Source organism: Halomonas lysinitropha, from assembly GCF_902500215.1.
Taxonomy (GTDB): Bacteria; Pseudomonadota; Gammaproteobacteria; order Pseudomonadales; family Halomonadaceae; genus Halomonas; species Halomonas lysinitropha.
In genome coordinates this window covers 36,958-60,186 of the sequence record NZ_CABVOU010000033.1, presented here as the reverse complement: position 1 = coordinate 60,186, position 23,229 = coordinate 36,958, and the positions used below count along the sequence as shown (strand labels likewise).

Below are 23,229 nucleotides of genomic sequence, written 5' to 3'. Positions count from 1 at the left end.
TCGGGCCCGTCCGGACCCACTATGCCGACGCTCGTCGGCGTCGGTCATCACTCGTTCAGGCCGAGCATGGCGGCCAGGCGCTCCGCCGGCACATACCCGGGCACCAGACGGCCGTCGGGCAGCACGATCGCCGGCGTACCCTGGACCCCCAGTTCCATGCCCAGATGATACTGTTCCTCGACCGGATTGTCGCAGTCGGCAGGACCCGACAACGCTTCCTCGCGCTTGGCCGTTGACATTGCCTCGGATGGATTCTCGGCGCACCAGACCTGCTGTAGCTCGCGACCGCCCGGTGAGCCCAGGCCGCTGCGCGGGAAGGCCAGGTAGTGCACCTCGATGCCTAGCTCATTGAGCCGTGGCACCTCCTCGTGGAGTTGCCGGCAGTAGGGGCAGGTGGTGTCGGTGAAGACCACGAGCGTAGCGCGAGGTTCGCCGGTACCGCGGAAGACAACCCGCTCGCCCTCAGGCACCGCGGCGAGACGCCCGCTGCGCTCGGCATTGCGCCCCTGCTCGGTGAGATTGACCAGGCCGCCCTCGGTGTTCTCGTACAGGTCGCCAACCAGGAAGTGGCTGCCTTCGGCGTTGCTGTAGAAGGTCTCACCACTCTCCAGGCTGACCTCGAAAAAGCCCTCCAGGGGTGTCTCGCGCACGCGCTCCACGGGCATGGACTGGCCATTGACCGTGAGTGTCTCGGCCAGCTGCTCGGCCGGATCAGCGTGCGCGACGGGCAGCAGGGCCAGAGAGGCGGCGAAGAGTCCGCCGCCGACGGTAGGGATCGATCGTCTCATGATTCAGCCTCGAGGATGATGGTCGGCATGCAGGGCTTCCAGTCGCACCTGCGCTACATGGGTATAGATCTGCGTGGTCGACAGATCGCTGTGACCCAGCAGCAGCTGTACGACACGCAGGTTGGCCCCATGATTCAACAGATGGGTGGCGAAAGCGTGGCGCAGCGTGTGCGGTGACAGCGGTCGGTCGATGCCGGCGCTACGCGCATGGGCCTTGATGCGGTGCCAGAAGGCCTGGCGCGTCAAACAGCGGTCGCTGCGCCCGGGAAACAGCGCCGGCCGCGTAATATCGGCCATTAGCGCACTGCGGGCAGCTCGCAGGTAGCGGGAGAGCCAATCAACCGCCTCCTCGCCCAGCGGCACCAGGCGGTCCTTGTCGCCCTTGCCCCGCACACGGACCACGCCCTGGCGCAGGTTGACCGCATCGGTCGTCAACCCGACCAGTTCGCTGACCCGCAGCCCGGCCCCATAGAGGACCTCGAGCATCGCCCGGTCACGCAGGCCCAGGGCGGTGGAAAGGTCCGGAGCCGCGAGTAATCGCTCCACTTCTGACTCCTCCAGCGTATCGGGAAGCGAGGGACGCACCCGGGGTAGCCGTACCTCGGCCAGCGGGTCATGGTCGACGTGCCCCTCGACCAGCGCCCAGCGGTAGAAGCCGCGCAGGCTGGAGAGCAACCGGGCGTTGCTGCGCAGGCTGTAACCGACTTCGCGACGCTCGTCGAGCCAGGCCGGCAGCACCGTGCCGGCCGGTGCCAGCAATCCTTGATCGACGCTCTCGAGGTGCGCCTGCCAGGCGTTCAGGTCACGGCGGTAGGCCGCCAGGGTATTGTCGCTGGCGCCCCGCTCCAGCCAAAGGCCGTCGAGGAAGGCATCGACCAGCATACCTGCATCCATGGTGGTTTCCATACGTCTCCCGGACATGCGCCCAGCAGAACGAAACCCCGCCCCGCGGCAGCGGTGACGGGGTTCGCAAGGGGTGCGAGGCGTGAGGCCCGGCACCACGGGCCGGCAGAGGCGCTCGCCTCAGACCAGCTTTTCCTTGATGCGGGCAGAACGACCGCTGCGCTCGCGGAGGTAGTACAGCTTGGCCTGACGAACGTCACCGCGACGCTTGACCGCGATGGAGTCGACCAGCGGGCTGTAGGTCTGGAAGGTCCGCTCGACGCCGACACCGTGGGAGATCTTGCGCACGGTGAAAGCCGAGTTCAGGCCGCGGTTGCGCTTGCCGATGACGACGCCTTCGAAGGCCTGGAGGCGCTCACGGGCCCCTTCCTTGACCTTGACCTGGACGACCACGGTATCGCCGGGGGCGAAGACCGGGACTTCCTTGCTCATCTGCTCGCTCTCGAGCGCCTGGATCACCTTGTTCTTGCTGCTCATGACATTGACTCCTTGATAACCTGACCCGCCGATCGTTATGTGTCGCCGGCGAATCGTGATCCCGGCGCTCGAATCGAGCTCGAGAGCGCGGGAATGCCGTTGGTGACACAGGTCCGCCTGCCCGCTCAGGGGTCGTGGCGTCCTGCACCTCCGCGCTGCCCTAGCTGCCGGACAGTGCGTAGTCTTCGATGAACTCCTCGAGCAACTCGTACTGCTCGGCACTCAACGTCCTGCCTTCCAGCAGGTCGGGACGCCTGAGCCAGGTCCGCCCCAGGGACTGCTTGAGCCGCCAGCGCCGGATGGCGCCATGGTGGCCGCTGAGCAGGACCTCCGGTACCCGCCGCCCGTCGACGTCTTCCGGACGCGTGTAGTGCGGACAGTCCAGCAGCCCGTCGTTGAAGGAGTCCTCGACCGCGGAATCCTGATGGCCCAGCACCCCGGGCACCAGCCTTGCCGCGGCATCGATCAGCACCATGGCCGGCAGCTCTCCGCCGCTGAGCACATAGTCACCGATCGACCACTCCTCATCGATGTCGGCTTCCACCACCCGCTCATCGATGCCTTCGTAGCGGCCGGCCACCACCACCAGGGGGGAACCAGACGCCAGCTCCTGCACACCCCGCTGGTCCAGGCGGCGACCCTGGGGCGACAGGTAGATGACCTTCGCCCGTTCCCCGGTGGCCACCTCGGCCCGCTCACGAGCAGCGTGAATGGCCGAGCGCAGGGTATCGACCTTCATCAGCATCCCCGGGCCACCGCCATAGGGGCGGTCATCCACGGTGCGGTGGCGGTCGGTGGCGAAGTCCCGCGGATTCCAGAACTCGAGCGCAATACGCCCCTTGTCCACCGCCCTGCCCGTGACGCCATGGCGAGTGATCGCCTCGAACATCTCGGGGAACAGCGACACCACGCCGATCCACATCGCCGATCCTGCCGGCGTCGGGTCGGACATCAAAATTCGGGATCCCAGTCGACGGTCATCACGCCGCTCTCGAGATCCACCTCCAGCACCACCTCACCGGGCAGGTAGGGCAGCAACCGTTCGCGGGCTTCGATGCCTTCATCGACCTCGCCCTTGACGACCATGACATCGTTGGCCCCGGTCTCGAACAGGAAGCCGATGACCCCCAGCGCCAGCCCCTCGCGGGTCACTACCCGCAGCCCCTCCAACTGATGCCAGTAGTACTCATCAGCGTCGAGCTCGGGCAGTTCGGCCTTGGGCAACAGGATCTCCGAGCCGGCCAGGGCCTCGGCCGCCTCGCGGCTATCGACGCCATCGAGTTGGACCACCAGCCCCCTGCCGTGGCGACGCCCTTGTACGAGGCTCGCCCGGGTCAGCGTTGCCCCCTGGCGCAGCATCCAGGACGCATAGTCGAGGATACCGTCCATGGGACTGGTGTAGGAGTACACCTTCAGCCAGCCCTTGACGCCGTGAGGGCTGGTCAACTTGCCCAGCACCACATGATCGTCGTCAGGCTGCGCTTGCGCCTGTTCGCTCATCGACGACCCCTGGACCATTACGGCAGACAAGTCAGGCCCTTCAGGCCTGCTTGCGGGCTTCCTTGACCAGCTCGGCGACGCGATCAGAGAGCTGGGCGCCCTGGCTCTGCCAGTGGCTGATGCGCTCCAGGTCGATGCGCAGGCGCTCTTCCTGACCACGGGCCACAGGATTGAAGAAGCCCAGGCGCTCGATGAAGCGGCCATCGCGGGACTTGCGAGAATCGGTCACGGCGAGGTGGTAGAAGGGACGCTTCTTGGCGCCACCACGTGCCAGACGAATGGTAACCATGCGTTGATTATCCTTCGGTTGAAGTTGCGGATGTTTCGGCCGAGATGCCGAGCCCTGCTGGCCCTCGACGATCTGCCACGGGAAGCGGGCCGACGGCCCGGCTTCGGGTCATTCGGTCACGACGATGGCCGCGTCAATCGCGGTCCTGCCAGTGAGGAGGCAACATTCTACGGAAAACCGCCCGACTTGGAAACCTTTTTGCGGGAGCCGGCCCGCCGCAGGCGGGCTCAGCGCCGAGGCATGCCGCCAGGGCCACCCATGCCGCCGGGGCCACCCATGCCGCCGGGGCCGCCCGGACCTCCGCCGCCACCCATCATGCCGGACATGCCACGCATCATCTTCTGCATGCCGCCTTTCTGCCCCGCCTTCTTCATCATCTTCTGCATCTGCTTGTGCTGCTTGAGCAGGCGGTTGAGGTCCGGCACCTGCAGACCGGCACCGGCGGCGATGCGCCGCTTGCGGGAGCCGTTGATGATCTCGGGCTTGCGACGCTCCTGGGGGGTCATGGAGTTGATCAGCGCCTCCAGCTTGCCCATCTCCTTCTCGGGCCCCGGGCCCTGGGCCATCTCGGCCATCTGGCCCATGCCCGGCAGCTTGCCCATCAGGCCGCCCATCCCCCCCATCTTCTTGAGCTGCTGGAGCTGGTCGCGAAAGTCCTCTAGGTCGAAGCCCTGGCCCTTCTTGACCTTCTTGGCCAGTTGCTCGGCCTTGTTCTTGTCGACGGTGCGCTCGGCCTCCTCGATCAGCGACAGTACGTCGCCCATGCCGAGAATACGCGAGGCCACCCGATCCGGATGGAAGGGCTCGAGGGCATCGACCTTCTCGCCCACGCCCATGAACTTGATCGGCTTGCCGGTAATGTGGCGCACCGACAGCGCCGCACCGCCGCGGGCGTCACCATCGGCCTTGGTGAGAATCACCCCGGTCAACGGCAGCGCCTCGTGGAAGGCCTTGGCGGTGTTGGCCGCGTCCTGGCCGGTCATGGCATCGACGACGAACAGCGTCTCGTCAGGCACCACGGTCTTATGCAGGGCCTGGATCTCGGCCATCATCGCTTCGTCGATGGCCAGACGACCGGCGGTGTCAACGATCACCACATCATGGAACTGGATCTTGGCGTGCTTGATCGCCGCCCTGGCGATATCGACGGGCTTCTGGTCAGAGCGCGACGGGAAGAAATCGACCTCGACCTCACGGGCCAGGGTCTCGAGCTGATCGATGGCCGCCGGCCGATAGACGTCGGCGGAGACCACCAGCACCTTCTTCTTTTCCCGCTCGCGCAGGTAACGCGCCAGCTTGGCCACCGAAGTGGTCTTGCCCGCGCCCTGCAGGCCGGCCATCAGCACCACGGCCGGGGTGCCCTTGAGGGTCAGCCCCTCGTTGGCCTCGCCCATGATCGCCTCGAGCTCCTGCTGGACGATCTTGACGAACTGCTGACCCGGGGAGAGGCTCTGGGAGACCTCCTGCCCCACCGCGCGCTCGCGCACGCGGTCGATGAACGCCTTGACCACCGGCAGGGCCACGTCGGCCTCGAGCAGGGCCCGGCGCACCTCGCGCAGGGTGTCCTTGACGTTATCCTCGGTCAGGCGCGCCTGACCCTTGATCGACTTGAGCGTCTGCGACAGACGCTCACTCAGGTTCTGGAACATCGGGCCTCTCCACTGACGATGGCCGGGGAGCCGAGCCGGCATCGGCCGGGAGCTCCCTGCAATGATCGAAAATTATACGCTCTGTGGCCGGCAGTCTCCATCCATGGCAGGCATTCCCACCCTGCAGAGTGCGCTGGCGTGCTGTGCGCAGCCGAGCGGATTCGGTATAGTAGCGGCTCCATTTCCACCAGGCGCTGGCGCAGGCGCACGGACAGCGATCGATGCAGCCGCTATCACTTGCCGTCATGGCCTTCATCTTTTATATAGCAGCCGCCTCCTGGCAGGGACTGACCCTCATTCGCCGGGTGCCGCCACGCGCCATGCTGGTGCGCAGCCTGGGGCTGCTCGGCCTGCTCTGCCACCTGCCTCTGGCGGCCACCCTGCTGGCCCGGGGCAATTCCCTGCTACCCGGACTCTCCACCAGCGCGGTGCTGGCCAGCGGCCTGGCCGTGCTGGTGCTGCTGGTCGTCAGCTTTATCAAGCCCGTTCTCAATGTTGCCACCGCTCTGCTGCCGCTGGCCGGTCTGACCCTGCTGCTGGCCGTCGGCCTGCCGAGCCCGGAGCGCGGGGCCAACATGACACCGGGGATCGCCCTGCACGCCTTGAGCTCCGCGCTGGCCTTCGCGCTGCTGGCTATCGCCGCCATTCAGGCGGTGCTGCTCGGCATCCAGAACCAGGCGCTGCGCCACCACCACATCCGCGGCGTGGTTCAGTCCCTGCCGCCACTGACCACCATGGAGCGAATCCTCTTCGAGCTGATCTGGGCCGGCATGATCCTGCTGACCCTGTCGATCGTCAGCGGCTTCCTCTTTCTCGACAACATGTTCGCCCAGCACCTGGCCCACAAGTCGATCCTCTCCTTGGCCGCTTGGGTGATCTTTGCCACCCTGCTGTTCAGCCACCACCGACTGGGCTGGCGGGGCATGCGAGCGGTCCGCTGGACACTGGGCGGCTGCCTGGTACTGCTTCTGGCCTACTTTGGCAGCAAGTTCGTACTGGAGATCCTGCTCAACCGCGGCTGACCCCGGCACGCGCCTTGACACCGGATGACTGACCCCCTACAACTCGAGCCTGATACGCCTGTGAGGACCCTTCGACTTGAGTGACGACTTCCCGCTGGGACTGCTTTTCGGCCTGCTGTTCCTGCTCATCTGTCTTTCCGCCTTCTTCTCCAGCTCCGAGACCGGGATGATGTCGATCAACCGCTACCGCCTGAGTCACCAGGCGAACAGCGGTGAACGCCCCGCTCAGCGTGTACTCCGCCTGCTGGCTCGGCCCGACCGGCTGATCGGTGTGATCCTGATCGGCAACAATCTGGTCAACAATCTGGCCGCGGCGATCGCCACAGTGCTCGCCATTCATTTCTTCGGCGAAGTCTCCGGCCCGGCTATCGCTCCGCTGATCCTCACCATCGTGATCCTGATCTTCGCTGAGGTGGGCCCCAAGACCTACGCGGCAATCAGGCCGGAGCGCATCGCCTACCCGGCCTCGCTGGTGCTCGAGCCTCTACTCAAGCTGCTCTACCCCCTGGTCTGGCTGGTCAACGCGATCTCCAACGGCCTGCTTCGCCTGCTGGGGGTCAGGAACATCGACGGAGGGGCCGACAACCTGACCCGCGACGAACTGCGCACTGTGGTTCACGAGGCCGGCACCCTGATCCCACACCGCCACCAGGCGATGCTGCTGTCGATCCTCGACCTCGAGAACGTCACCGTGAACGACATCATGGTGCCGCGCCACGAAGTGATGGGCCTCGACCTGGATGACGACCTGGAGGATATCCTGGCCCGCATACGTACCAGCCAGCACACCCGGGTACCGGTCTACAAGGGCGACATCAACAACATCATCGGCATGCTCCACCTGCGCAACGCGGCGCGCTTCCTGTCCCGCGGCGAGGTGACCAAGGCCGCCATCGTCCAGGAAGCCCGCGAGCCCTACTTCATCCCCGAGTCGACCCCGCTGCACACCCAACTGCTCAACTTCCAGAAACAGAAGCGGCGCATTGGCATCGTGGTGGACGAATACGGTGACGTGGAAGGGCTGGTCACCCTGGAAGACATCCTCGAAGAGATCGTCGGCGAGTTCACTACCGACGTGGCGGGCCTGAATCAGGAGATCCACCCTCAGGAGGACGGCAGCCATGTGATCGATGGCACTGCCAACATCCGCGACATCAACAAGGCGCTGGGCTGGCAACTGCCCACGGATGGCCCCAAGACCCTCAACGGCGTGATCCTAGAGCACCTGGAGTCCTTCCCGGACGGTCCGGCCTGCCTGCAGATCGGCAGCGTACGCATGGAGATCCTCGAGGTACGCGACAATCTGATCACTGCGGCACGTTGCTGGCAGCCGGTTCGTCGCCCCGTGCGCCGCGGCTGACCCCTACTCGCAGCTAACCCCTACTTCTGTCCGCTGTCGATCCAGCTATCGGCCTCGACCTTGAGCGCGCGCACCCGCTCCTCTATGTTGCGCCGATTCGCCTCGGCGGGCGGAATAGGTTCACCGAAGGTCAGTGCTACCCGCGCCCGGAAGCGCCGGGGAGGCCTGCTCAATGCCTTGCCGCCCTGGTGGGAGGTCCAGGAGCCCCAGAGACCGGCCAGTCCCGCGGGCACCACCGGCACCGCGTCTCGCGCCAGTATCAGTTCGAGCCCGCGACGAAAGGGATGCATTTCCCCATCCGGGCTCAGACGCCCCTCGGGGAACACCATCACCACCTCACCCTGGCGCAGCGCGCGGCTGACCTCGGTCAGCGCATGACGCACACTGCCTGGATCATGCCGGTCGGCGTCCACGGGAATGGCTCCCACCAGACGGAACAGCCAGTTAAGCCATGGCGAATCATAGATCGGCTTGTCCATCAGGAAGCGCAGCGGCCGGGGGCTTGCCCCGCCTACCACCAGGGCATCCATGAAGCTGACATGGTTGCAGACGACGATGGCCGGGCCACTCAGGGGAATCTGGTGGCGACCGCGAAAACGCAATCGATAGACGAAGTGGACCAGCACGAAGACCAGCCAGCGCAGGCTGGGCCGGGGCGATCTGGCCAGTCGCCACCCCCCCGTCACCACCGCCAGGCCCGTGACGCCCCACAGCCAGGGGGACATCACGTCACGCCAGGCGGTTGTCGTAGGCCAGCCAGGATGGTCGCGAGCAGCTGATCGAGCAGCTCACCCACCTCCAGCGGCTCGCCCTGCCAGTGCCCGAGACGTTCATTGAGCCCCAGCTGGACAAGGCCATGAACGCTACCCCAGAGGGTACGGCTCAGCCGTCGTGCCTCGAGATCATCCAGCGCCGGCTGATACTCCTTGAGGGTGGCCTCCACGCGCAGGAAGAGACCCTCGATCATCTCATTCTGGCGCTGGTCCAGCTCACCCTCCTGGGCCAGAGGGTAGTCGAACAGAAGCTGCCAGCGATAGGCATCCTGGCGGGCGAACTGCCAGTAGGCCCTGGCCAGCGCCTTGAGCCGCTCCTCGGGAGCAATATCGCCGAGCAGTGGCTCGATCTCACCGCGCAAGCGAGCCAGTGTCTCGATGTTGACGTGCTGCAGCAGGTTGCCGAAGCTGCCGTAGAGCTTGAGCAGGGTGCTCGGCGCGCAACCGACCTCGCGGGCAAGAGCACGCAGCGACAGCATGTGGGCCGGGCACTCCTGCAGCCAGGCATCGCACGCGGCCATGACCTGGGCATGGAGTGCCTCGGGAGCATGCTGTCTGGGACGGGCCATCGGGTTCCTCGCAAGGTAGTGACTGGAGTGACTGGCGTCGCGGGACGGGCGGCTAAGGATACTCTCATCGAACACTGTTTTCGACAGAATATCCCACACGGATGACGATGCAAGCCAGCGACAGGATCGCCGCCTGCGCGACGCTTTCCACACCCTGTCGACTTGGTTACCCTGGCGCCCCACCATCCCGGAGACCCCATGGCCGGCCGACTGTACATCGCCCCCCTCGATCTCGAACGCCTTCTGCCTGATCTGGTCGCCGAGACCACTCTGACCACCGGCACCAACCTGGCCCCGCGTCGTCCATTGTCGATCCTGCGCCTGGAAGGCGGTCGGCTGCGGCTGGTGAACGCCTTCTGGGGACTTACCCCCCCCTGGCTCAAGGTGCTCGACAACGCCCCTCACTGTGCCCGGGCCGAGGCGCTCACGGACCGCCCCATGTTTCGCGAGGCTTTCGGCGCGCGCCGCTGCCTGGTGCCGGCCAGCGGCGTCTATGTGTGGAAGCCTCAGCCACGCTCCAAGCAGCCCTTTCTGGTAACTCGGACCGACCGAGGGCCCCTGCTGCTGGCGGGGCTCTGGTGCCGCTTCCATACCACCCTGAGCGAGTACAATGATTCCATGGCGCTGATCACCGTGCCCACGGGTCCGCTGCTCGCCCCGCTCACCGACCGGCTGCCGGCCATGATCGCCCCCGGCGATGCTCGACGCTGGCTCGACCCGCAAACTCCGCTGGTCGAGGCGCAGGCGCTGCTTACCCCCGCACCGAGGGAACTCTTGGGCGCTTTTCCGGTATCAAGACGAGTGAATGACCCGGCCAATCAGGACCCGGCCTGCGCCCGCCCCACCGGGCCCATGCTGCGCGACCCCGTTCCACAGGAGCCATAATGACACAGCCCTTGCCAGCCCTCTCCCGCCAAGCGGCCCGCCTGCTCACCTGGATTGCCGTGGCCATGGCCGTGATGACGGGCCTGGACGCCCGGGCCGAGGCACCCAAACCGACGCCGGCCATCGACGAGGTCGTCTCGCCGCGGGTCGGCCCCAATGATGACCGCCACTACCGCGCCCTGACCCTCGCCAACGGCCTCAGCGTGCTGCTGGTCAGTGATCCCCAGGCCGATCAGGCTGCCGCCTCGCTGAACGTGGGCGTGGGCAGCGCCCAGAATCCGGAGGACCTGGCCGGTCTGGCTCACTTCCTCGAACACATGCTGTTCCTGGGCACCGATGCCTACCCCGAGTCGGATGCCTACCAGGCCTATCTATCGCGCCACGGGGGCAGCCACAACGCCTTCACCGCCCCCCATGACACCAACTATTTCTTCGAGATCGAGCCCGACGCCCTGGCCGGCGCCCTGGACCGCTTCAGCCGCTTCTTCATTGCCCCGCTGTTCAATGCCGACCGCCTGGAGAGCGAGCGCAACGTGGTGCACTCCGAATACCAGGCCCGCCTTCGCGACGACGGCCGCCGGACCAATGATGTACTCAACCAGTTGCTCAATCCGGACCATCCGACAACCGGCTTCTCGGTGGGCAGCCGCGAGACCCTGGCCGACCGCCCCGAGGGCGAGCCGAGCCTGCGTGAACGGGTGATCGGCTTCTATGAGGACCACTACGGAGCCAACGTGATGCACCTGGCCGTGGTCGCCCCCCAGGCCCTCGATGACCTCGAGGCCATGGTCACCGAGCGCTTCGCCGACGTACCCGATCGCGGCCTCTCCCGCCCGGTCATCGAGACGTCGTTGGTGAACGAACAGACACTACCCCGCGCGGCCGAGATGCAATCGGTGCGCGACAGCCAACGGGTCAGTTTCCTGTTCCCGGTGCCCGATCCCCAGCAGGCCTACCGCCACAAGCCGGCCGACTACCTGGCCCACCTGCTCGGTCACGAGGGCGAAGGCAGCCTGCTCGCTTTGCTGCGCGAGGCGGGCTGGGCCGATGGCCTCTCGGCGGGTGTGACTCGCGGCGACGGCCGGCACGCTCTGTTCGCCGTAGACATCAGCTTGACCCCGGATGGCGCAGAGCGACTCGACCGCATTCAGGAAAGCCTGTTTGCCACCATCGAGCGGATCCGAGACGACGGCTTGGAAACCTGGCGGTACGAGGAGCAGGCACGCCTGGCCGACCAGCAGTTCAGGTTTCAGCAGCACGGCTCGCCGCAAAATGATGCCATGCGGCTGGCCATGAACCTGGCACGCTATCCGCTGGAGGATGTCAACGTCGCCCCCTACCTGATGGAGGGCTTCGATCGCGATCAGATCACGCGCTGGCTCGATGGCCTGCGCCCCGACCGGCTGCTGCGGCTCTACAGCGGTCCGGACGTCGAGGGCGACCGGGTCTCCCCCTGGTTCGACGCGCCCTGGCACGAGGTCGAGGCGTCAAGCTCCGCCGAGCCGCTGTCAGGCCTCGCCCTGCCCGAGCCCAACCCCTACATCGCCGAGGACCTGGAACTGCTCGATGTCCAGGACGAGGTCCCGGAGAAGCGGCTCGAGGCGCCGGGCTTCGCCTTCTGGCACAAGGCGGATGCCAGCTTCGACACCCCCAAGGTAGAGTGGCGCCTCAGTCTGCAGCACCCTACCGCCGGGCAGAAGGCGCAGGAGGCGGTGCTCTCCCGCCTGCTCGCCGGCTGGCTCGGCGACGGCCTCAACGAGACCCTGTATCCCGCCCGCCTGGCCGGTCACAACGTCGAGGCCTACGCCCACGCCCGCGGCATCACCCTAGCGTTCTCCGGCTGGCGCGACCGGCAGGACCGCCTGATCGCCCGGGTCCTCGACCAGTTGCAGGAGGGCGCGATCGACGCCGCGAGCTTCGACCGGGTGCACTACCGCCTGCAGCGCGAATGGCGCAACGCGCCTCAGGACGCCCTCTACCGTCAGGCCCATCGCACCCTGTCCGAGGCGCTGGTGCGCCCCCAGTGGCCCATTGATGCCCTGCTCGAGGCCAGTCGCGAACTCGACGTGGAGGACCTGCGGGGCTTCCGTGAACGCTTCCTGGCCGACCTGCGTCTGGAGGCCATGGCCGTTGGCAACCTCGACGCCGCGCTCGCCGAGCGCGAGGCCCGGCTGGTCGCCGAGGCACTCTCCCCGTCCCTCGCGGAAGACGAGATCCCGGATCTCGTCCCTCTTCAGGTGAACGACCTGCCCACGCTGACGCCGGCCACCACCCGGGAGGAGTCAGTGGTACTGCGCTACCTTCAAGGGCCGGACCGCTCGCTTGACAGCCAGGCACGCCTGGCGGTGCTGGGCCAGCTACTGGAAACGCCTTTCTACCAGCGTCTGCGCACCGAGGAACAGCTTGGCTATGTGGTCAACGCCAGCTATTCGCCGATGCTCGATGCCCCCGGCATCAGCCTGCTGGTGCAGTCCCCCGACACCCCAAGCGAGGCGATCCAGGCCCGCATCGATGCCTTCCTGGACGACTTCGCCGGGCGCCTCGAGTCACTCGACGATGAAGACCTGGCCGCCTACCGCCAGGCCGTGCACGACGAGCTGATGCAGCGCGACACCAGCCTCTCCGAGCGCACCAATCGCCTGTGGCGCGCACTTGCTTACGGTGATACCGCCTTCGACCGCCACCGCCGCCTCGCCGAGCAGGCTCTGACCGTCACCGCCGAAGAACTGCAGGCGAGCTGGCGGACGCTGCGCGAAGACGCTGTGGCAAGGGTCAGCTTTGACCCGGGTGATGATCCCAGCGACGTACTCGCCCTGAGCCGCGAGCTGAAGCCATTGCCGGAAGGGAAGTGAGCGCGCTTCGCGCTTGTGAGTGGTGAGTGGTGAGTGGTGAGTGTCTGGTAGGTTGGATGAGGTCTTGTGGGAGCGCAGCTTGCTGCGCGATGGGAGGCCGAAGGCCTCCTGACGTATTTCGCGGTGCAAGCACCGCTCCCACAAGAACCGCGTAGGCTCGGCCTTAGGGCTTGCGATCCGCTAGTCGAAGGCCTGGGATGGCATGATGGCCTCCACATGCATCACCAGCTCCTCGAGGATCTGCCGATCGCGGTCGGACAGCGGAACACTATTAAGCCGTTCGATCTCCCGGGCGAACTCCTTGAGGGTCAGGCCGGCGACGGCAGGGTCGTTCATGCGTTCCCAGCGAAAGGCCTCCCAGCGCGCCTGCTCCTCGCTCTCCAGGGTCTCCGGATAGCTGCGGGCCCGGTAGCGGAACAGCATCTCCTCGAGGCGCGGGTCCTGGAAGGCGAAGCGAGCCCCCACCAGGTCCCAGGGATCAGTCTCGCGCACCCGCTGCATCTGCTGGCGATCCGCCGGCGAGAAGAAGCCCCCGGCATAGAGCATCAGGTCCGGGTCATGCGGCGGCTCGGGAGGCGGCGCGGCAAACACCTCGGCGACCCGGGAGGCTACCTCCGGGCGGTTCGACAGCTGCTTCCAGTGAGCCCGGCAGGCGGCCAGGTCCAGTCCCAGGCGCTCGACGATCGTGCCGTACTCGCCCCTTTGCGGCCCCTCCGCGTCCTTGAGGGCACTGGTCGGGAACAGCACCGGACACTTGTTGAGGTGGATCACCTTCAACGGAATGCGCTCGGCCCCCTCCGCCAGGTCGTCATTGCTGACGAAGACCCGCTCGCGGATCTGTTCGGGGGTGAGCTCGAGCAGCGGGGCCGGATCCATGGAGAGGTCGAAGACGATCACCCCGTTGGGGTTGGAGGGGTGCTCGGCCAGCGGCATCACCAGGGCGCTGCAGCCACGGCTCGCCGGGTAGCGCCGCGAGATGTGCAGCACCGGCTTGCGCCCCGGCAGGTCCAGCTGCCGGGCGACGGCACGCTTGCCGCGCAGCCCCAGCAGGTAGTCGAAGAGCTTGCCGTTGCGCTCACGCAGCAACTTCGCCAGAGCGATGGTGGCGCGGACATCGGCCAGGGCGTCATGGGCCCCGGCATGGGCGATGCCGTTGGCGACCGTCAGGTGTTCCAGCTTGAAGCTCGGTGCACCATCGTCGCGCGTCGGCCACTCGATGCCCTCGGGGCGGAGGGCGTGGAAGGCACGCACCACATCGATCAGGTCCCAGCGCGAGTTGCCGTTCTGCCACTCCCGGGCATAGGGGTCGAGCAAGTTGCGGTAGAAGAGGTGGCGGCTCACCTCGTCGTCGAAGCGCAGGCTGTTGTAGCCCAGCGCACAGGTGCCCGGTTCGCTCATGGCCGCCTCGACCACGCCGGCGAACTCCGCCTCGGGCAGGCCACGTCGGCGAGCCTGCTGGGGTGTGATGCCGGTGATCAGGCAGGCCTGGGGATGGGGCAGGAAGTCATCGGCCGGCTTGCAGAAGAGCTCGAGAGGCTCACCGATCTCGTTGAGGTCGGGGTCGGTGCGAATGGCCGCGAACTGGGAAGGCCTATCGCGACGCGGATCAGCGCCGAAGGTCTCGTAATCGTGCCACAGGAAGGACTGCGGGGCAGCGGGGGTCTGCGCCATGGGCGGGAGCTCTCCGAAAGGCGTGAATTCACGGCCTCCAGCCTAGCACAGGCCCGCTGACGACTCAGCCGCCGGAGTCGTGCCCAAGGTTCACTCGGGGCTGCCTGTTCAGGACTTGGGCAGGGTCACGTTGAGCTCCAGCACCGAGCAATTGTCCTCGCTGTCGAGGGTGATGTTCACCGCGTCATCATCGATCTGCACGTAGCGGCGGATCACTTCCAGCAGCTCCTTCTCCAGCAGCGGCATGTAGTCCGGCTGCCCTCGCTGGGTACGCTGATGGGCCACGATGATCTGCAGCCGCTCCTTGGCGACCGACGCGGACTTCTTGCGCTCGCGCTTCAGGAATTCGAGCAACTTCACCGGCGGACTCCTCCAAACATGCGGCTCAACAGACTCTTCTTCTGGTACTCGTGGAAGCGAAGGGGCACCTCCTCGCCCAGCAGGCGGGCCACGGTATCGGCATACGCCTGGCCGGCATCGCTGTCGTCATCGTGGGTGACCGGCACCCCCTGGTTGGATGCCCGCAGCACCGCCTCCGACTCCGGGATCAGGCCGAGGAGGTCAATGGCCAGAATCTCGCGAATGTCTTCCAGGTTGAGCATGTCGCCCAGGTCGACACGACTCGGGTTGTAGCGGGTGATCAGCAGATGCTCCTGAATCGGATCCTCGCCGCGTTCTGCGCGGCGGGTCTTGGAGGCCAGCAGGCCGAGGATGCGATCGGAGTCGCGCACCGAAGAGACTTCGGGATTGGTGACCACGATCGCCGCGTCGGCGAAGTACATGGCCAGCTGGGCGCCGCGCTCGATGCCTGCCGGGGAATCGCAGATGATGAAGTCGAAATCCTTGTTCAGGGTGTCGAGCACCTTCTCGACGCCTTCAAGGGTCAGGGCATCCTTGTCGCGGGTCTGGGAGGCCGGCAGGATGTGCAGGTTGTCGACCCGCTTGTCGCGAATCAATGCCTGATTCAACCCCGCCTCGCCCTGGATAACATTCACCAGGTCGTAGACCACGCGGCGCTCACAGCCCATGATCAGATCGAGGTTACGCAGCCCCACGTCGAAGTCGATGACCACGGTCTTCTTGCCACGCAGCGCCAGCCCTGTGGCGATGGCGGCTGCGCTGGTTGTCTTGCCGACCCCACCCTTGCCGGAGGTCACAACGATGATCTTGGCCAAGTGTCGCATCCTGTCTTGTGATGATAAAAGGGAATGATGGTGCAAACGCTGATGGCCGGGATCAGGCCAGCGACGTGATACCCAATTGGTCGTCAATCAACCGGACCTGCACGGTGGTACCCAGCAGGCGCGGATCGATGTCCTCGAGGCGCTTGTAGTTGCCGGCCACCGACAGCAGCTCGGCATGCAGCTCACGGCAGAAGATACCGGCCAGAGCATCGCCATGGATACCGGCCAGGGCACGCCCGCGCAGTGCACCGTAGACATGCACGCTGCCGGCAGCGAGAACTTCGGCGCCGGCATTGACCGCCCCAACCACCACCAGATCGCCCTCGGGGGCCGTCACCTGCTGTCCGGAGCGCACTGTACCACGGTAGATGCGCCCCCCCGCCGTGGTGCCAGGCAGCGCGTCCGGCGCCACGGCCTCCACTGACGGCTCCGACAGCTCTACCGACTCGGCCGAGTCGGCCGAGTCGGCGTCGCCATCACCGGCGACACTCTCCAGAGGGCGCGGACGGGAGGCATCCTGGGGGGGAAACCAGCCCAGCCCAAGGGCCCAGGCCGACTGTTTGACCGGGTCCGGCCCGCCGCGCACCGCCACCGGCAGCAGCTTGTGGGCTCGGCATACCGCGCAGATGCGCTCCAGAGCCAGGTGCGGCTCATCGAGCTTCTCGACGTTGAGAACGACCGGAGTATGCTGGAAAAAGGCCGGGGACTGGCTGAGCTTGCCGGCGAGTTGTTCACGGATGCGCTCGGGATCGGCGCTGGTCAGCTCCATGACCGTCATCGGCAGCATCCCCCCCTTGAAGGTGAATGCCATGCTGTCCCTGTCCACTTTGAGACTCATTGCCGAGCTCCACGTCGGGTGATGATCGGGGTATAGCCACAACGCTAAGCGAGTGGCTGCGACCCTGCAACCGATCATACGACCATGCAGGGGGTCTTGTCAGTGTCTCCGAATGGCCACAACTGCCCGCCGATAGACTTTTCTGCTGGCGCGGCACGTGCTTAGATACTCTCGAGCTGTGCCCCGCGCCGTTGCTGTCAACAATAATGATCCTCCTGCGCCCCGCCGGGGCGCAATTCCATTGTCAGGATGCCCCATGTCTGGACTCCTTCGTCGCCTGTTCGCCCCGCGCTGGAAACACCCGGACCCCGACGTCCGCCGCCAGGCCGTGGCACGTCTCGCCCCGTCCCGTGATGACCAGCGCCGTGCCCTCGAACAGCTCGCCCTCGATCCGGACCCCGGGGTGCGCCAAGCAGCCCTTGTACACCTGGAGGATCCCGAGCACCTGCTGGCGCTGTATCGGGACGATGACGCCTCACCCGAACTGCGGCAACAGCTGGTAGCCCTGCTCGCCGGCCGCCGCGGCCAACATGATCTGACGACACGCACCGCCTTGGTGGAGCGGATCGAAGACCCTGAGCTGCTCAATGAGCTGGCCCTGCAGGGCGACAACCAGCAGCTGCGCTTTGCCGCTCTGGCTCGACTCGAGAGGGAAGAGGACCTGATACGCCAGGCCTGCGATAACGGCATCGCCGCCGTGCGTCATGCCGCCGCCGCCCGGGTCGAGAGCGAGACCGGACTCTCTCGACTCGCCCACGAGGCAAGACGTGACCGCCAGGTGGCCCGCAAGGCACGCGAACGCCTCAACCGGCTGAAGGCCGACGCCGCCTCCCTGGCGGCCGCTCGGGAGCGCCGTGAGGCCCTTCTCGAGAAGCTGGAGCAGCACGCCAGCAACCCCTGGGAACCGCTTTATGCCGGTCGTTTCCGCCACCTGATGCGCGAATGGACCAAGCTCGAGGACCTGCCGAACGCACAGCAGGAGCGTCGCTATCAGGAGGCCTGCCTACGCTGCCGCAAGGTCATCGGCGACCACGAGGCCCAGGAGCATGCCCGGGAGGCCGACCATCGTCAGCGCGAGAGTGCCGACCAGATCCGGGAGTCCCTGATCGAGGCGCTGGAAGAGAGCCTAGACGCTCTGCATCAAGGGGATCGACTCACCGACCAGGACATCGCCAGCCTCCGCGCCCAGAAGCGCCTGCTGGCCACTCGCTGGCAGGCACTCTCCGACCAGCACCTGGCCGATGAGGCCCTGCGTGAGCGCTATGACCGTGCCCTCGTCGCCTACGAAAGCATCGCCCAGGCACGGGTGCGACTGGACGAGCGAGCCGAGGCGATCGAGCAAGCCCTGAAGGACGGCGATGACGAACGACTAAAAGCCCTGGTCGAGGCCTGCCGCTGGCCGCAGGGACTGGCACCAACACCGCTGCTGCAACGTGCCCGTACGCGCCTCGCCGCCGACACGGTTCGGGAAGACAATGACCTGAATGCCCGCCTGTCGCGGTTCGTCGAGGAGCTCGACGACCTCGAACGCCTGCTCGAGAGCGGCGCCTTCAAGGGCGCCAGCCGACTTTACCAGCGATTGCGTCAGCAGGCCGAGCAGTTGCCCCAGGCACCGCTGCAGCCCCATCAGGCGCGCCTCAAGCATCTCGCTGCACGACTCGCCGAACTCCGTGACTGGCGCGGCTTCGTTGCCGGCCCCAAGCGAGACCAGCTGTGCATTGCCATCGAGGAACTGGCTGACGACTCGGCCACGGCCGAGGCCGAGCTAGACCGCCGCCATCGTCAACTGGTCAAGGAGTGGAAGGCCCTGGGCGATGCCGCCGCCAACCGCGAGCAGTCCATCCGCTTCCGCGCCGCCTCCGACCGCATTCACGAACGCCTGGCACCCTGGCGGGAGCGCCAACAGGCCGAGCGCCAGCAAAACCTGAAGGCCCGCGAGTCACTGTGCGAACAACTCGAGACACTGCTCGAGCAGCCCGATCATGCGGCCAACCCCGATGCGCTGCGCGAGATTCGCGACCGCTCGCGAGAGCAATGGCGCCGCTTCGCCCCCGTGCCCCGCGAGCAAGCCGAGTCCGTCGGTCGACGCTTCGGGCGCATCCGTCATGACCTCCAGGCCCTCATCGACCGCCGTGCCGGGGAGATCGCCGAGGCCAAGCGTGACCTGATCGAACAGACCCGCGAGCTATTGGCCCGGGACATGCCCGCAACCAAGCGGGCCGACCAGGCCAAGGCGCTGCAGCACCGCTGGCGGGAACTGGGCCGCGCCCCCAAGGGCGAGGAGCAGGCGCTGTGGCGAGAGTTCCGTTCACTATGCGACGACATCTTCGCCAGCCGAGAGGCCGCCCGGGATGACCAGGCCCAGCGCAACCGGGCCCAGTTGGATGCCATGCAGGCGCTGATCGACCGGCTGGATAGCTGGCACCCGACAAGCAGCCGCGAGGCCAACGTCCTGGATGAGGCCGTGCACGAGGCCACAGCACTCGAGCCCCTGCCCTCGGGACGGCGCAGCGAGGGCATGCGACGCCGCTGGTCCGGCATCGTGCGGGCCCGCCGCGAGCGCCTGGCCCGCCTGTCGCTGGCCGAGGAGGCCGAACGCTGGCAGACCATCCGCCCTCTGCTCAATGCCCACCTGCAGGCGGATGATCGGCGTCTGGCCGGCGGCCCCGCTGAGCAGATCCCGCTCCCCCAGGACCTGTCCCTGCCCAGCACACTGCGCCAGGCCCATGAACGGCGTAACACCGCTCGCCAGTCCGGCCCTGAGGTCACGGTAGAGGAGCGGCTAGCACGCCTGAGAGCCCATCTGTCACTGCTGGTCGGGGGTCCCGTCAATCAGCGTGACGATCCGCTGCGCCTGGCGATCCAGGTGGAACGCCTCAACGACAACCTGGGCCAGCAGGCCTCCCGAGCCGAGGAACTCCATCAGATACTTGCCGGCCTGCTGGCCAACGGTCCGATGCCCGCGAAGCTCTGGGAGCGCGAGGTAGGGGAGTTCGACCGCATGCTCGCGAGCCTCGCCGAGCTGCCCCCGCCCTGAGCACGCAACCTGTCAATAGACATGACAACGCGAGGCCCTCGCCTCGCGTTGTCATGACTGCCGCCGGGGTCACCGTCGGCAGAGAACGGGTGGCCATCGGGCGATCAGCCCATGAACTGTCCGCCGTTGATATCGATGTTGGCGCCGGTGATGAAACCCGACTCCTGGTCGGCAAGGAAGGTCACCAGGCGACCGATCTCCTCGGGCGTCCCGTACCGCTTGACCGGGATAGTCTCGCGGATGGCCTCACGTACCTTCTCGGGAATGTTCATGATCATGTCGGTGGCGATGTAGCCGGGAGATACCGTGTTAACGGTAATGCCCTTGGTGGCGGTCTCCTGGGCCAGCGACATGGTCAGGCCATGCATGCCCGCCTTGGCCGCAGCATAGTTGACCTGGCCGAACTGACCCTTGCGGCCATTGATGGACGAGATGTTGATGATCCGGCCATAACCCTTCTCGAGCATGCCCTCGATCACGCTGCGGCAGGTGTTGAAGACGCTGTTGAGGTTGGTGTCGATGACCTCGTGCCACTGATCCGATGTCATCTTCTTCAGGGTGCCGTCCCGGGTGATCCCGGCACAATTGACCAGCACGCTGATAGGACCATGCTTCTCCTCGATCTCCTTGACCCCCTTCACACAGGCGTCAAAGTCGACCAGATCGATCCCGGCAATATCGATGTTGTCAAACCCCTCGGACTTCTGAGTTTCCAACCACTTCTTGGCCTTGTCCGGGTTATTGTAGCCGGCAACCACCATATAACCTTCTTTGGCGAGCGTGCGGCAGATCGCGGAGCCGATGCCACCAGTACCACCGGTGACCCAAGCGACGGGTGCTTGCGTTGTCATTGATTACCTCCCTGATATGCATGACGTGTGGCGTGGCGTCAGGCCGGCCATCACCAGTCTTGTTCATTCGCCTGTCACCTCGGTGACAGTACGGGGAGTATGGACCAGAAAGAGCCATCGGGACGAGCGTTTGAAATCAATCCTTGACCAAAGGCGAATAGCCTGTAGAATACGCCACACGTTGATGCGGGGTGGAGCAGTCTGGTAGCTCGTCGGGCTCATAACCCGAAGGTCATCGGTTCAAATCCGGTCCCCGCTACCAAACATTGAGAAAGCCGATTCCTGCGGGAGTCGGCTTTTTCTTAGGCGGCATGACCGTCGGTCATCGGTTCCCTGTCGTTTCAGATTCAGCGGTCCCCGCCACCAAACATAGAGAAAGCCGATTCTTGTAGGAGTCGACTTTTTATTAGGTGGTATGACCGTCGGTCATCGGCCCCCCATCGCTTTAGAATCAGCGGTCCCCGCTACCGATATCTTGGGAGGCAGGTCAGTAAATTACTGACCTGCCTCTTAATCGTTGCCGGCACGAAACCACGCCAGAGGTTGCATGGAAAGCGCTAGCCGTAAGGGACTCCCTTTTGCCGCCTGTGCCTCGCGCGGCATCCGCAGGCTATCCCTCCTCCCCGCCTGTCTCACCGAGTACCAAGGCTTTGGCCCGCTGACGCTCTGGCGCCGTCCGGATGTCATTCTGGGCTGGGGGCTGAAGCCGACCAGCCAGAAAGCCAGGCGGATGGCGGAGCAGCGCGGTATTCCTTATGTCGCGCTGGAAGACGGCTTCCTGCGCTCCTGGGGACTGGGCGTCAACGGCTATCAGCCTCACAGCCTGATCGTGGACACCACGGGCATCTACTACGATGCCACTCGTCCCTCCGACCTTGAGCAGCTGATCCTCGAGGCCCCGTTCGGGGAGGCGGAGCTGCAGCGCGCCGAGCGCTGCATGACTCTGATCCGCCACCACCGTCTCTCGAAGTACAACCATGCCCCCGACCGCAGCCTGCCCGCCAGCCAGCGCAGGCGAGTGCTGGTGGTCGACCAGACGGCTGGCGATGCCTCGATCCACTATGGTGGGGCCGACGCCGATCGCTTTCATACCATGCTCCAGGGAGCGCTGGATGAGCACCCCGAGGCCGAGATCCTGGTCAAGGTGCACCCGGACGTAGTGGCCGGAAGCAAGCGGGGCCATCTGCTGCAGGCAGCCGAGCAGCACCCCCGTTGTCGGCTGATCGCCGAGGATCTCAACCCCTGGTGCCTGTTCGATGCCGTCGACACCGTTCACGTTGTCACCAGCCAGCTCGGCTTCGAAGCCCTGCTGGCGGGATGCCGAGTGGTCTGTCACGGCTTGCCCTTCTACGCCGGCTGGGGGCTGACGGATGACCGCCTTTCTTGCGCTCGACGCGAGCCGTCGCGCAGTCTGGTGCAGCTGTTTACCGCCGCCTATCTGCGCTACTGTCGCTACGCCAACCCCTATACCGGGGAGGCCGCTTCCCTGGAGGAGACTATCGAGCTGATCGCTGACCAGAAGCGCCAACAAGAGCGCCTCGCCGGCCGCTGGCATGCCGGAGGCTTCTCGCGCTGGAAGCGTGGCTTCATCGGCGACTTCCTCGGCCCCGGCGCTCGCCTGCGTCACCATGCCTCGGCGCAGGCCGCCGCCCGGGCCGCTGTCCCCGGCGAACGGGTGTTCGAGTGGTCAAACCGCATCGACACCACCCTGGAGGAGCGCTGCCGGGAGCGCGGCCTGGCGCTATGGCGCATGGAGGATGGCTTCATCCGCTCGGTCGGGCTGGGCGTGGACCTCGCCCGCCCGCTGTCGCTGGTCCTCGACAGCCAAGGCATCTACTACGATCCCCAGCACCCCAGCGACCTCGAACACCTGCTCAACGAAGCCGAGTTCGATACCCCGCTGCTGCATCGCGCGGCTCGACTACGCCAGCGCCTGGTCGAACTCAGGCTGTCAAAGTACAACCTGGCGGGACAACCCCTGCCCGACCTGCCCACCGACAAGCCATGGATCCTGGTCCCGGGCCAGGTCGAGAGCGATGCCTCCATCGCCCGCGGCTCGCCGGTAATCCGCACCAACGCCGAGCTGCTCGCCGCCGTGCGTGATCGTCATCCCGATGCTTACGTGATCTACAAGCCGCATCCGGACGTCCTCAGCGGCGCCCGCGTCGGCGCCCTCGATACAACCGCCAAACAATTGTATGATCGTGAGCTCGGCGAGATACCCATCGCCGAACTGCTCGAGGTCGTGGATGAAATTCACACCATGAGCTCCCTGACCGGATTCGAGGCGCTACTGCGCGGCAAGCCTGTGACAACCTACGGTCTGCCCTTCTATGCCGGCTGGGGGCTCACCGACGACCATCAGCGCTGTCCACGACGCCGCCGTCGGCTCTCTCTGGACGCCCTGGTCGCCGGCACGCTGCTCCTCTATCCCACCTATGTCGACCCGTACAGCCGCCAGCTGTGCAATGCCGAAACGGTGGTCAGCCTGCTCGAGCGGCAGCGTGCCCGGAACGCCTGGCTGCCCTGGAAGACGCGCCTCTATCGGCGCTACCGCAACGCTTTCGCGGGAAGACACTGA

At 66.0% G+C, this 23,229-nt stretch carries 20 protein-coding genes and 1 tRNA gene; 7 read left to right on the top strand and 14 right to left on the bottom strand.

Annotation, left to right across the window (positions count from 1 at the left end):
* Positions 1 to 47: 47 nt before the first annotated feature.
* The 7 genes from HALO32_RS09335 to ffh all read right to left on the bottom strand — a co-directional run bounded on the left by HALO32_RS09335 (position 48) and on the right by ffh (position 5,606).
* Complete coding sequence (locus HALO32_RS09335) at positions 48 to 788, bottom strand: DsbC family protein (protein WP_151443520.1); 741 nt, start codon at positions 786 to 788, stop codon at positions 48 to 50.
* 3 nt (positions 789 to 791) lie between these two features.
* Positions 792 to 1,682 (bottom strand): site-specific tyrosine recombinase XerD, encoded by an 891-nt coding sequence (gene xerD / locus HALO32_RS09330; RefSeq protein ID WP_225809888.1) that lies wholly within the window; start codon positions 1,680 to 1,682, stop codon positions 792 to 794.
* Positions 1,683 to 1,811: 129 nt separating this feature from the next.
* Entirely contained in the window at positions 1,812 to 2,168 is a 357-nt protein-coding gene (rplS, locus tag HALO32_RS09325; RefSeq protein WP_151443518.1) for a 50S ribosomal protein L19, read from the bottom strand.
* A gap of 160 nt (positions 2,169 to 2,328) precedes the next feature.
* Complete coding sequence (gene trmD, locus HALO32_RS09320) at positions 2,329 to 3,090, bottom strand: tRNA (guanosine(37)-N1)-methyltransferase TrmD (protein ID WP_151443812.1); 762 nt, start codon at positions 3,088 to 3,090, stop codon at positions 2,329 to 2,331.
* A gap of 29 nt (positions 3,091 to 3,119) precedes the next feature.
* Complete coding sequence (gene rimM / locus HALO32_RS09315; RefSeq protein WP_151443517.1) at positions 3,120 to 3,668, bottom strand: ribosome maturation factor RimM; 549 nt, start codon at positions 3,666 to 3,668, stop codon at positions 3,120 to 3,122.
* 40 nt (positions 3,669 to 3,708) lie between these two features.
* Entirely contained in the window at positions 3,709 to 3,957 is a 249-nt protein-coding gene (gene rpsP, locus HALO32_RS09310) for a 30S ribosomal protein S16 (RefSeq protein WP_151443516.1), read from the bottom strand.
* A gap of 227 nt (positions 3,958 to 4,184) precedes the next feature.
* On the bottom strand, positions 4,185 to 5,606 hold the full coding sequence (gene ffh, locus HALO32_RS09305) for a signal recognition particle protein (protein ID WP_151443515.1): 1,422 nt from the start codon (positions 5,604 to 5,606) through the stop codon (positions 4,185 to 4,187).
* A 221-nt stretch (positions 5,607 to 5,827) separates the two neighbouring features.
* Between ffh and HALO32_RS09300 the strand changes: the two genes are divergently transcribed.
* Entirely contained in the window at positions 5,828 to 6,628 is an 801-nt protein-coding gene (locus tag HALO32_RS09300) for a cytochrome C assembly family protein (protein ID WP_151443514.1), read from the top strand.
* Between the two features lie 76 nt (positions 6,629 to 6,704).
* A complete protein-coding gene (locus HALO32_RS09295) occupies positions 6,705 to 7,988 on the top strand; it encodes an HlyC/CorC family transporter (protein WP_151443513.1) in 1,284 nt (427 codons plus the stop codon).
* 20 nt (positions 7,989 to 8,008) lie between these two features.
* Here the strand turns inward: HALO32_RS09295 and HALO32_RS09290 are convergent, their stop codons facing one another.
* Positions 8,009 to 8,713 (bottom strand): 1-acyl-sn-glycerol-3-phosphate acyltransferase, encoded by a 705-nt coding sequence (locus tag HALO32_RS09290; RefSeq protein WP_151443512.1) that lies wholly within the window; start codon positions 8,711 to 8,713, stop codon positions 8,009 to 8,011.
* Positions 8,713 to 9,330 carry a TetR/AcrR family transcriptional regulator gene (locus HALO32_RS09285; protein WP_151443511.1) on the bottom strand — a complete coding sequence of 206 codons (618 nt, stop codon included), beginning with the start codon at positions 9,328 to 9,330 and terminating at the stop codon, positions 8,713 to 8,715. The genes HALO32_RS09290 and HALO32_RS09285 overlap by 1 nt, the downstream gene beginning before the upstream one ends.
* Positions 9,331 to 9,528: 198 nt before the next feature.
* Here HALO32_RS09285 and HALO32_RS09280 point away from each other — a divergent pair, with 198 nt between their 5' ends.
* Positions 9,529 to 10,215, top strand: coding sequence for an SOS response-associated peptidase (locus tag HALO32_RS09280; RefSeq protein ID WP_151443510.1), 687 nt, complete (start codon positions 9,529 to 9,531; stop codon positions 10,213 to 10,215).
* Entirely contained in the window at positions 10,215 to 13,067 is a 2,853-nt protein-coding gene (locus tag HALO32_RS09275; protein WP_151443509.1) for an insulinase family protein, read from the top strand. The genes HALO32_RS09280 and HALO32_RS09275 overlap by 1 nt, the downstream gene beginning before the upstream one ends.
* A gap of 180 nt (positions 13,068 to 13,247) precedes the next feature.
* Here HALO32_RS09275 and sbcB read toward each other — a convergent pair whose 3' ends face one another.
* The 4 genes from sbcB to minC all read right to left on the bottom strand — a co-directional run bounded on the left by sbcB (position 13,248) and on the right by minC (position 16,760).
* The gene (sbcB, locus tag HALO32_RS09270) at positions 13,248 to 14,738 is read right to left on the bottom strand and encodes an exodeoxyribonuclease I (protein ID WP_151443508.1); all 1,491 of its coding nucleotides are present in this window, start codon (positions 14,736 to 14,738) and stop codon (positions 13,248 to 13,250) included.
* 108 nt (positions 14,739 to 14,846) lie between these two features.
* Complete coding sequence (gene minE / locus HALO32_RS09265; protein WP_151443507.1) at positions 14,847 to 15,098, bottom strand: cell division topological specificity factor MinE; 252 nt, start codon at positions 15,096 to 15,098, stop codon at positions 14,847 to 14,849.
* Complete coding sequence (gene minD, locus HALO32_RS09260; protein WP_151443506.1) at positions 15,095 to 15,913, bottom strand: septum site-determining protein MinD; 819 nt, start codon at positions 15,911 to 15,913, stop codon at positions 15,095 to 15,097. The genes minE and minD overlap by 4 nt, the downstream gene beginning before the upstream one ends.
* 61 nt (positions 15,914 to 15,974) lie before the next feature.
* On the bottom strand, positions 15,975 to 16,760 hold the full coding sequence (gene minC, locus HALO32_RS09255) for a septum site-determining protein MinC (RefSeq protein ID WP_151443505.1): 786 nt from the start codon (positions 16,758 to 16,760) through the stop codon (positions 15,975 to 15,977).
* Between the two features lie 256 nt (positions 16,761 to 17,016).
* Here minC and HALO32_RS09250 point away from each other — a divergent pair, with 256 nt between their 5' ends.
* On the top strand, positions 17,017 to 19,797 hold the full coding sequence (locus tag HALO32_RS09250) for a DUF349 domain-containing protein (protein WP_151443504.1): 2,781 nt from the start codon (positions 17,017 to 17,019) through the stop codon (positions 19,795 to 19,797).
* A gap of 104 nt (positions 19,798 to 19,901) precedes the next feature.
* On the opposite strand, the gene phbB is transcribed toward HALO32_RS09250, so the two are convergent.
* Positions 19,902 to 20,648, bottom strand: a complete 747-nt coding sequence (gene phbB, locus HALO32_RS09245) for an acetoacetyl-CoA reductase (RefSeq protein WP_151443503.1) — start codon at positions 20,646 to 20,648, stop codon at positions 19,902 to 19,904.
* 185 nt (positions 20,649 to 20,833) lie between these two features.
* On the opposite strand from phbB, the gene HALO32_RS09240 reads away from it, so the two are divergent.
* Both HALO32_RS09240 and HALO32_RS09235 read left to right on the top strand, forming a co-directional pair.
* Positions 20,834 to 20,910, top strand: a tRNA-Met gene (locus HALO32_RS09240).
* A gap of 285 nt (positions 20,911 to 21,195) precedes the next feature.
* Positions 21,196 to 23,229: a capsular polysaccharide biosynthesis protein gene (locus HALO32_RS09235; RefSeq protein WP_151443502.1), complete on the top strand. Its 2,034-nt coding sequence runs from the start codon at positions 21,196 to 21,198 to the stop codon at positions 23,227 to 23,229.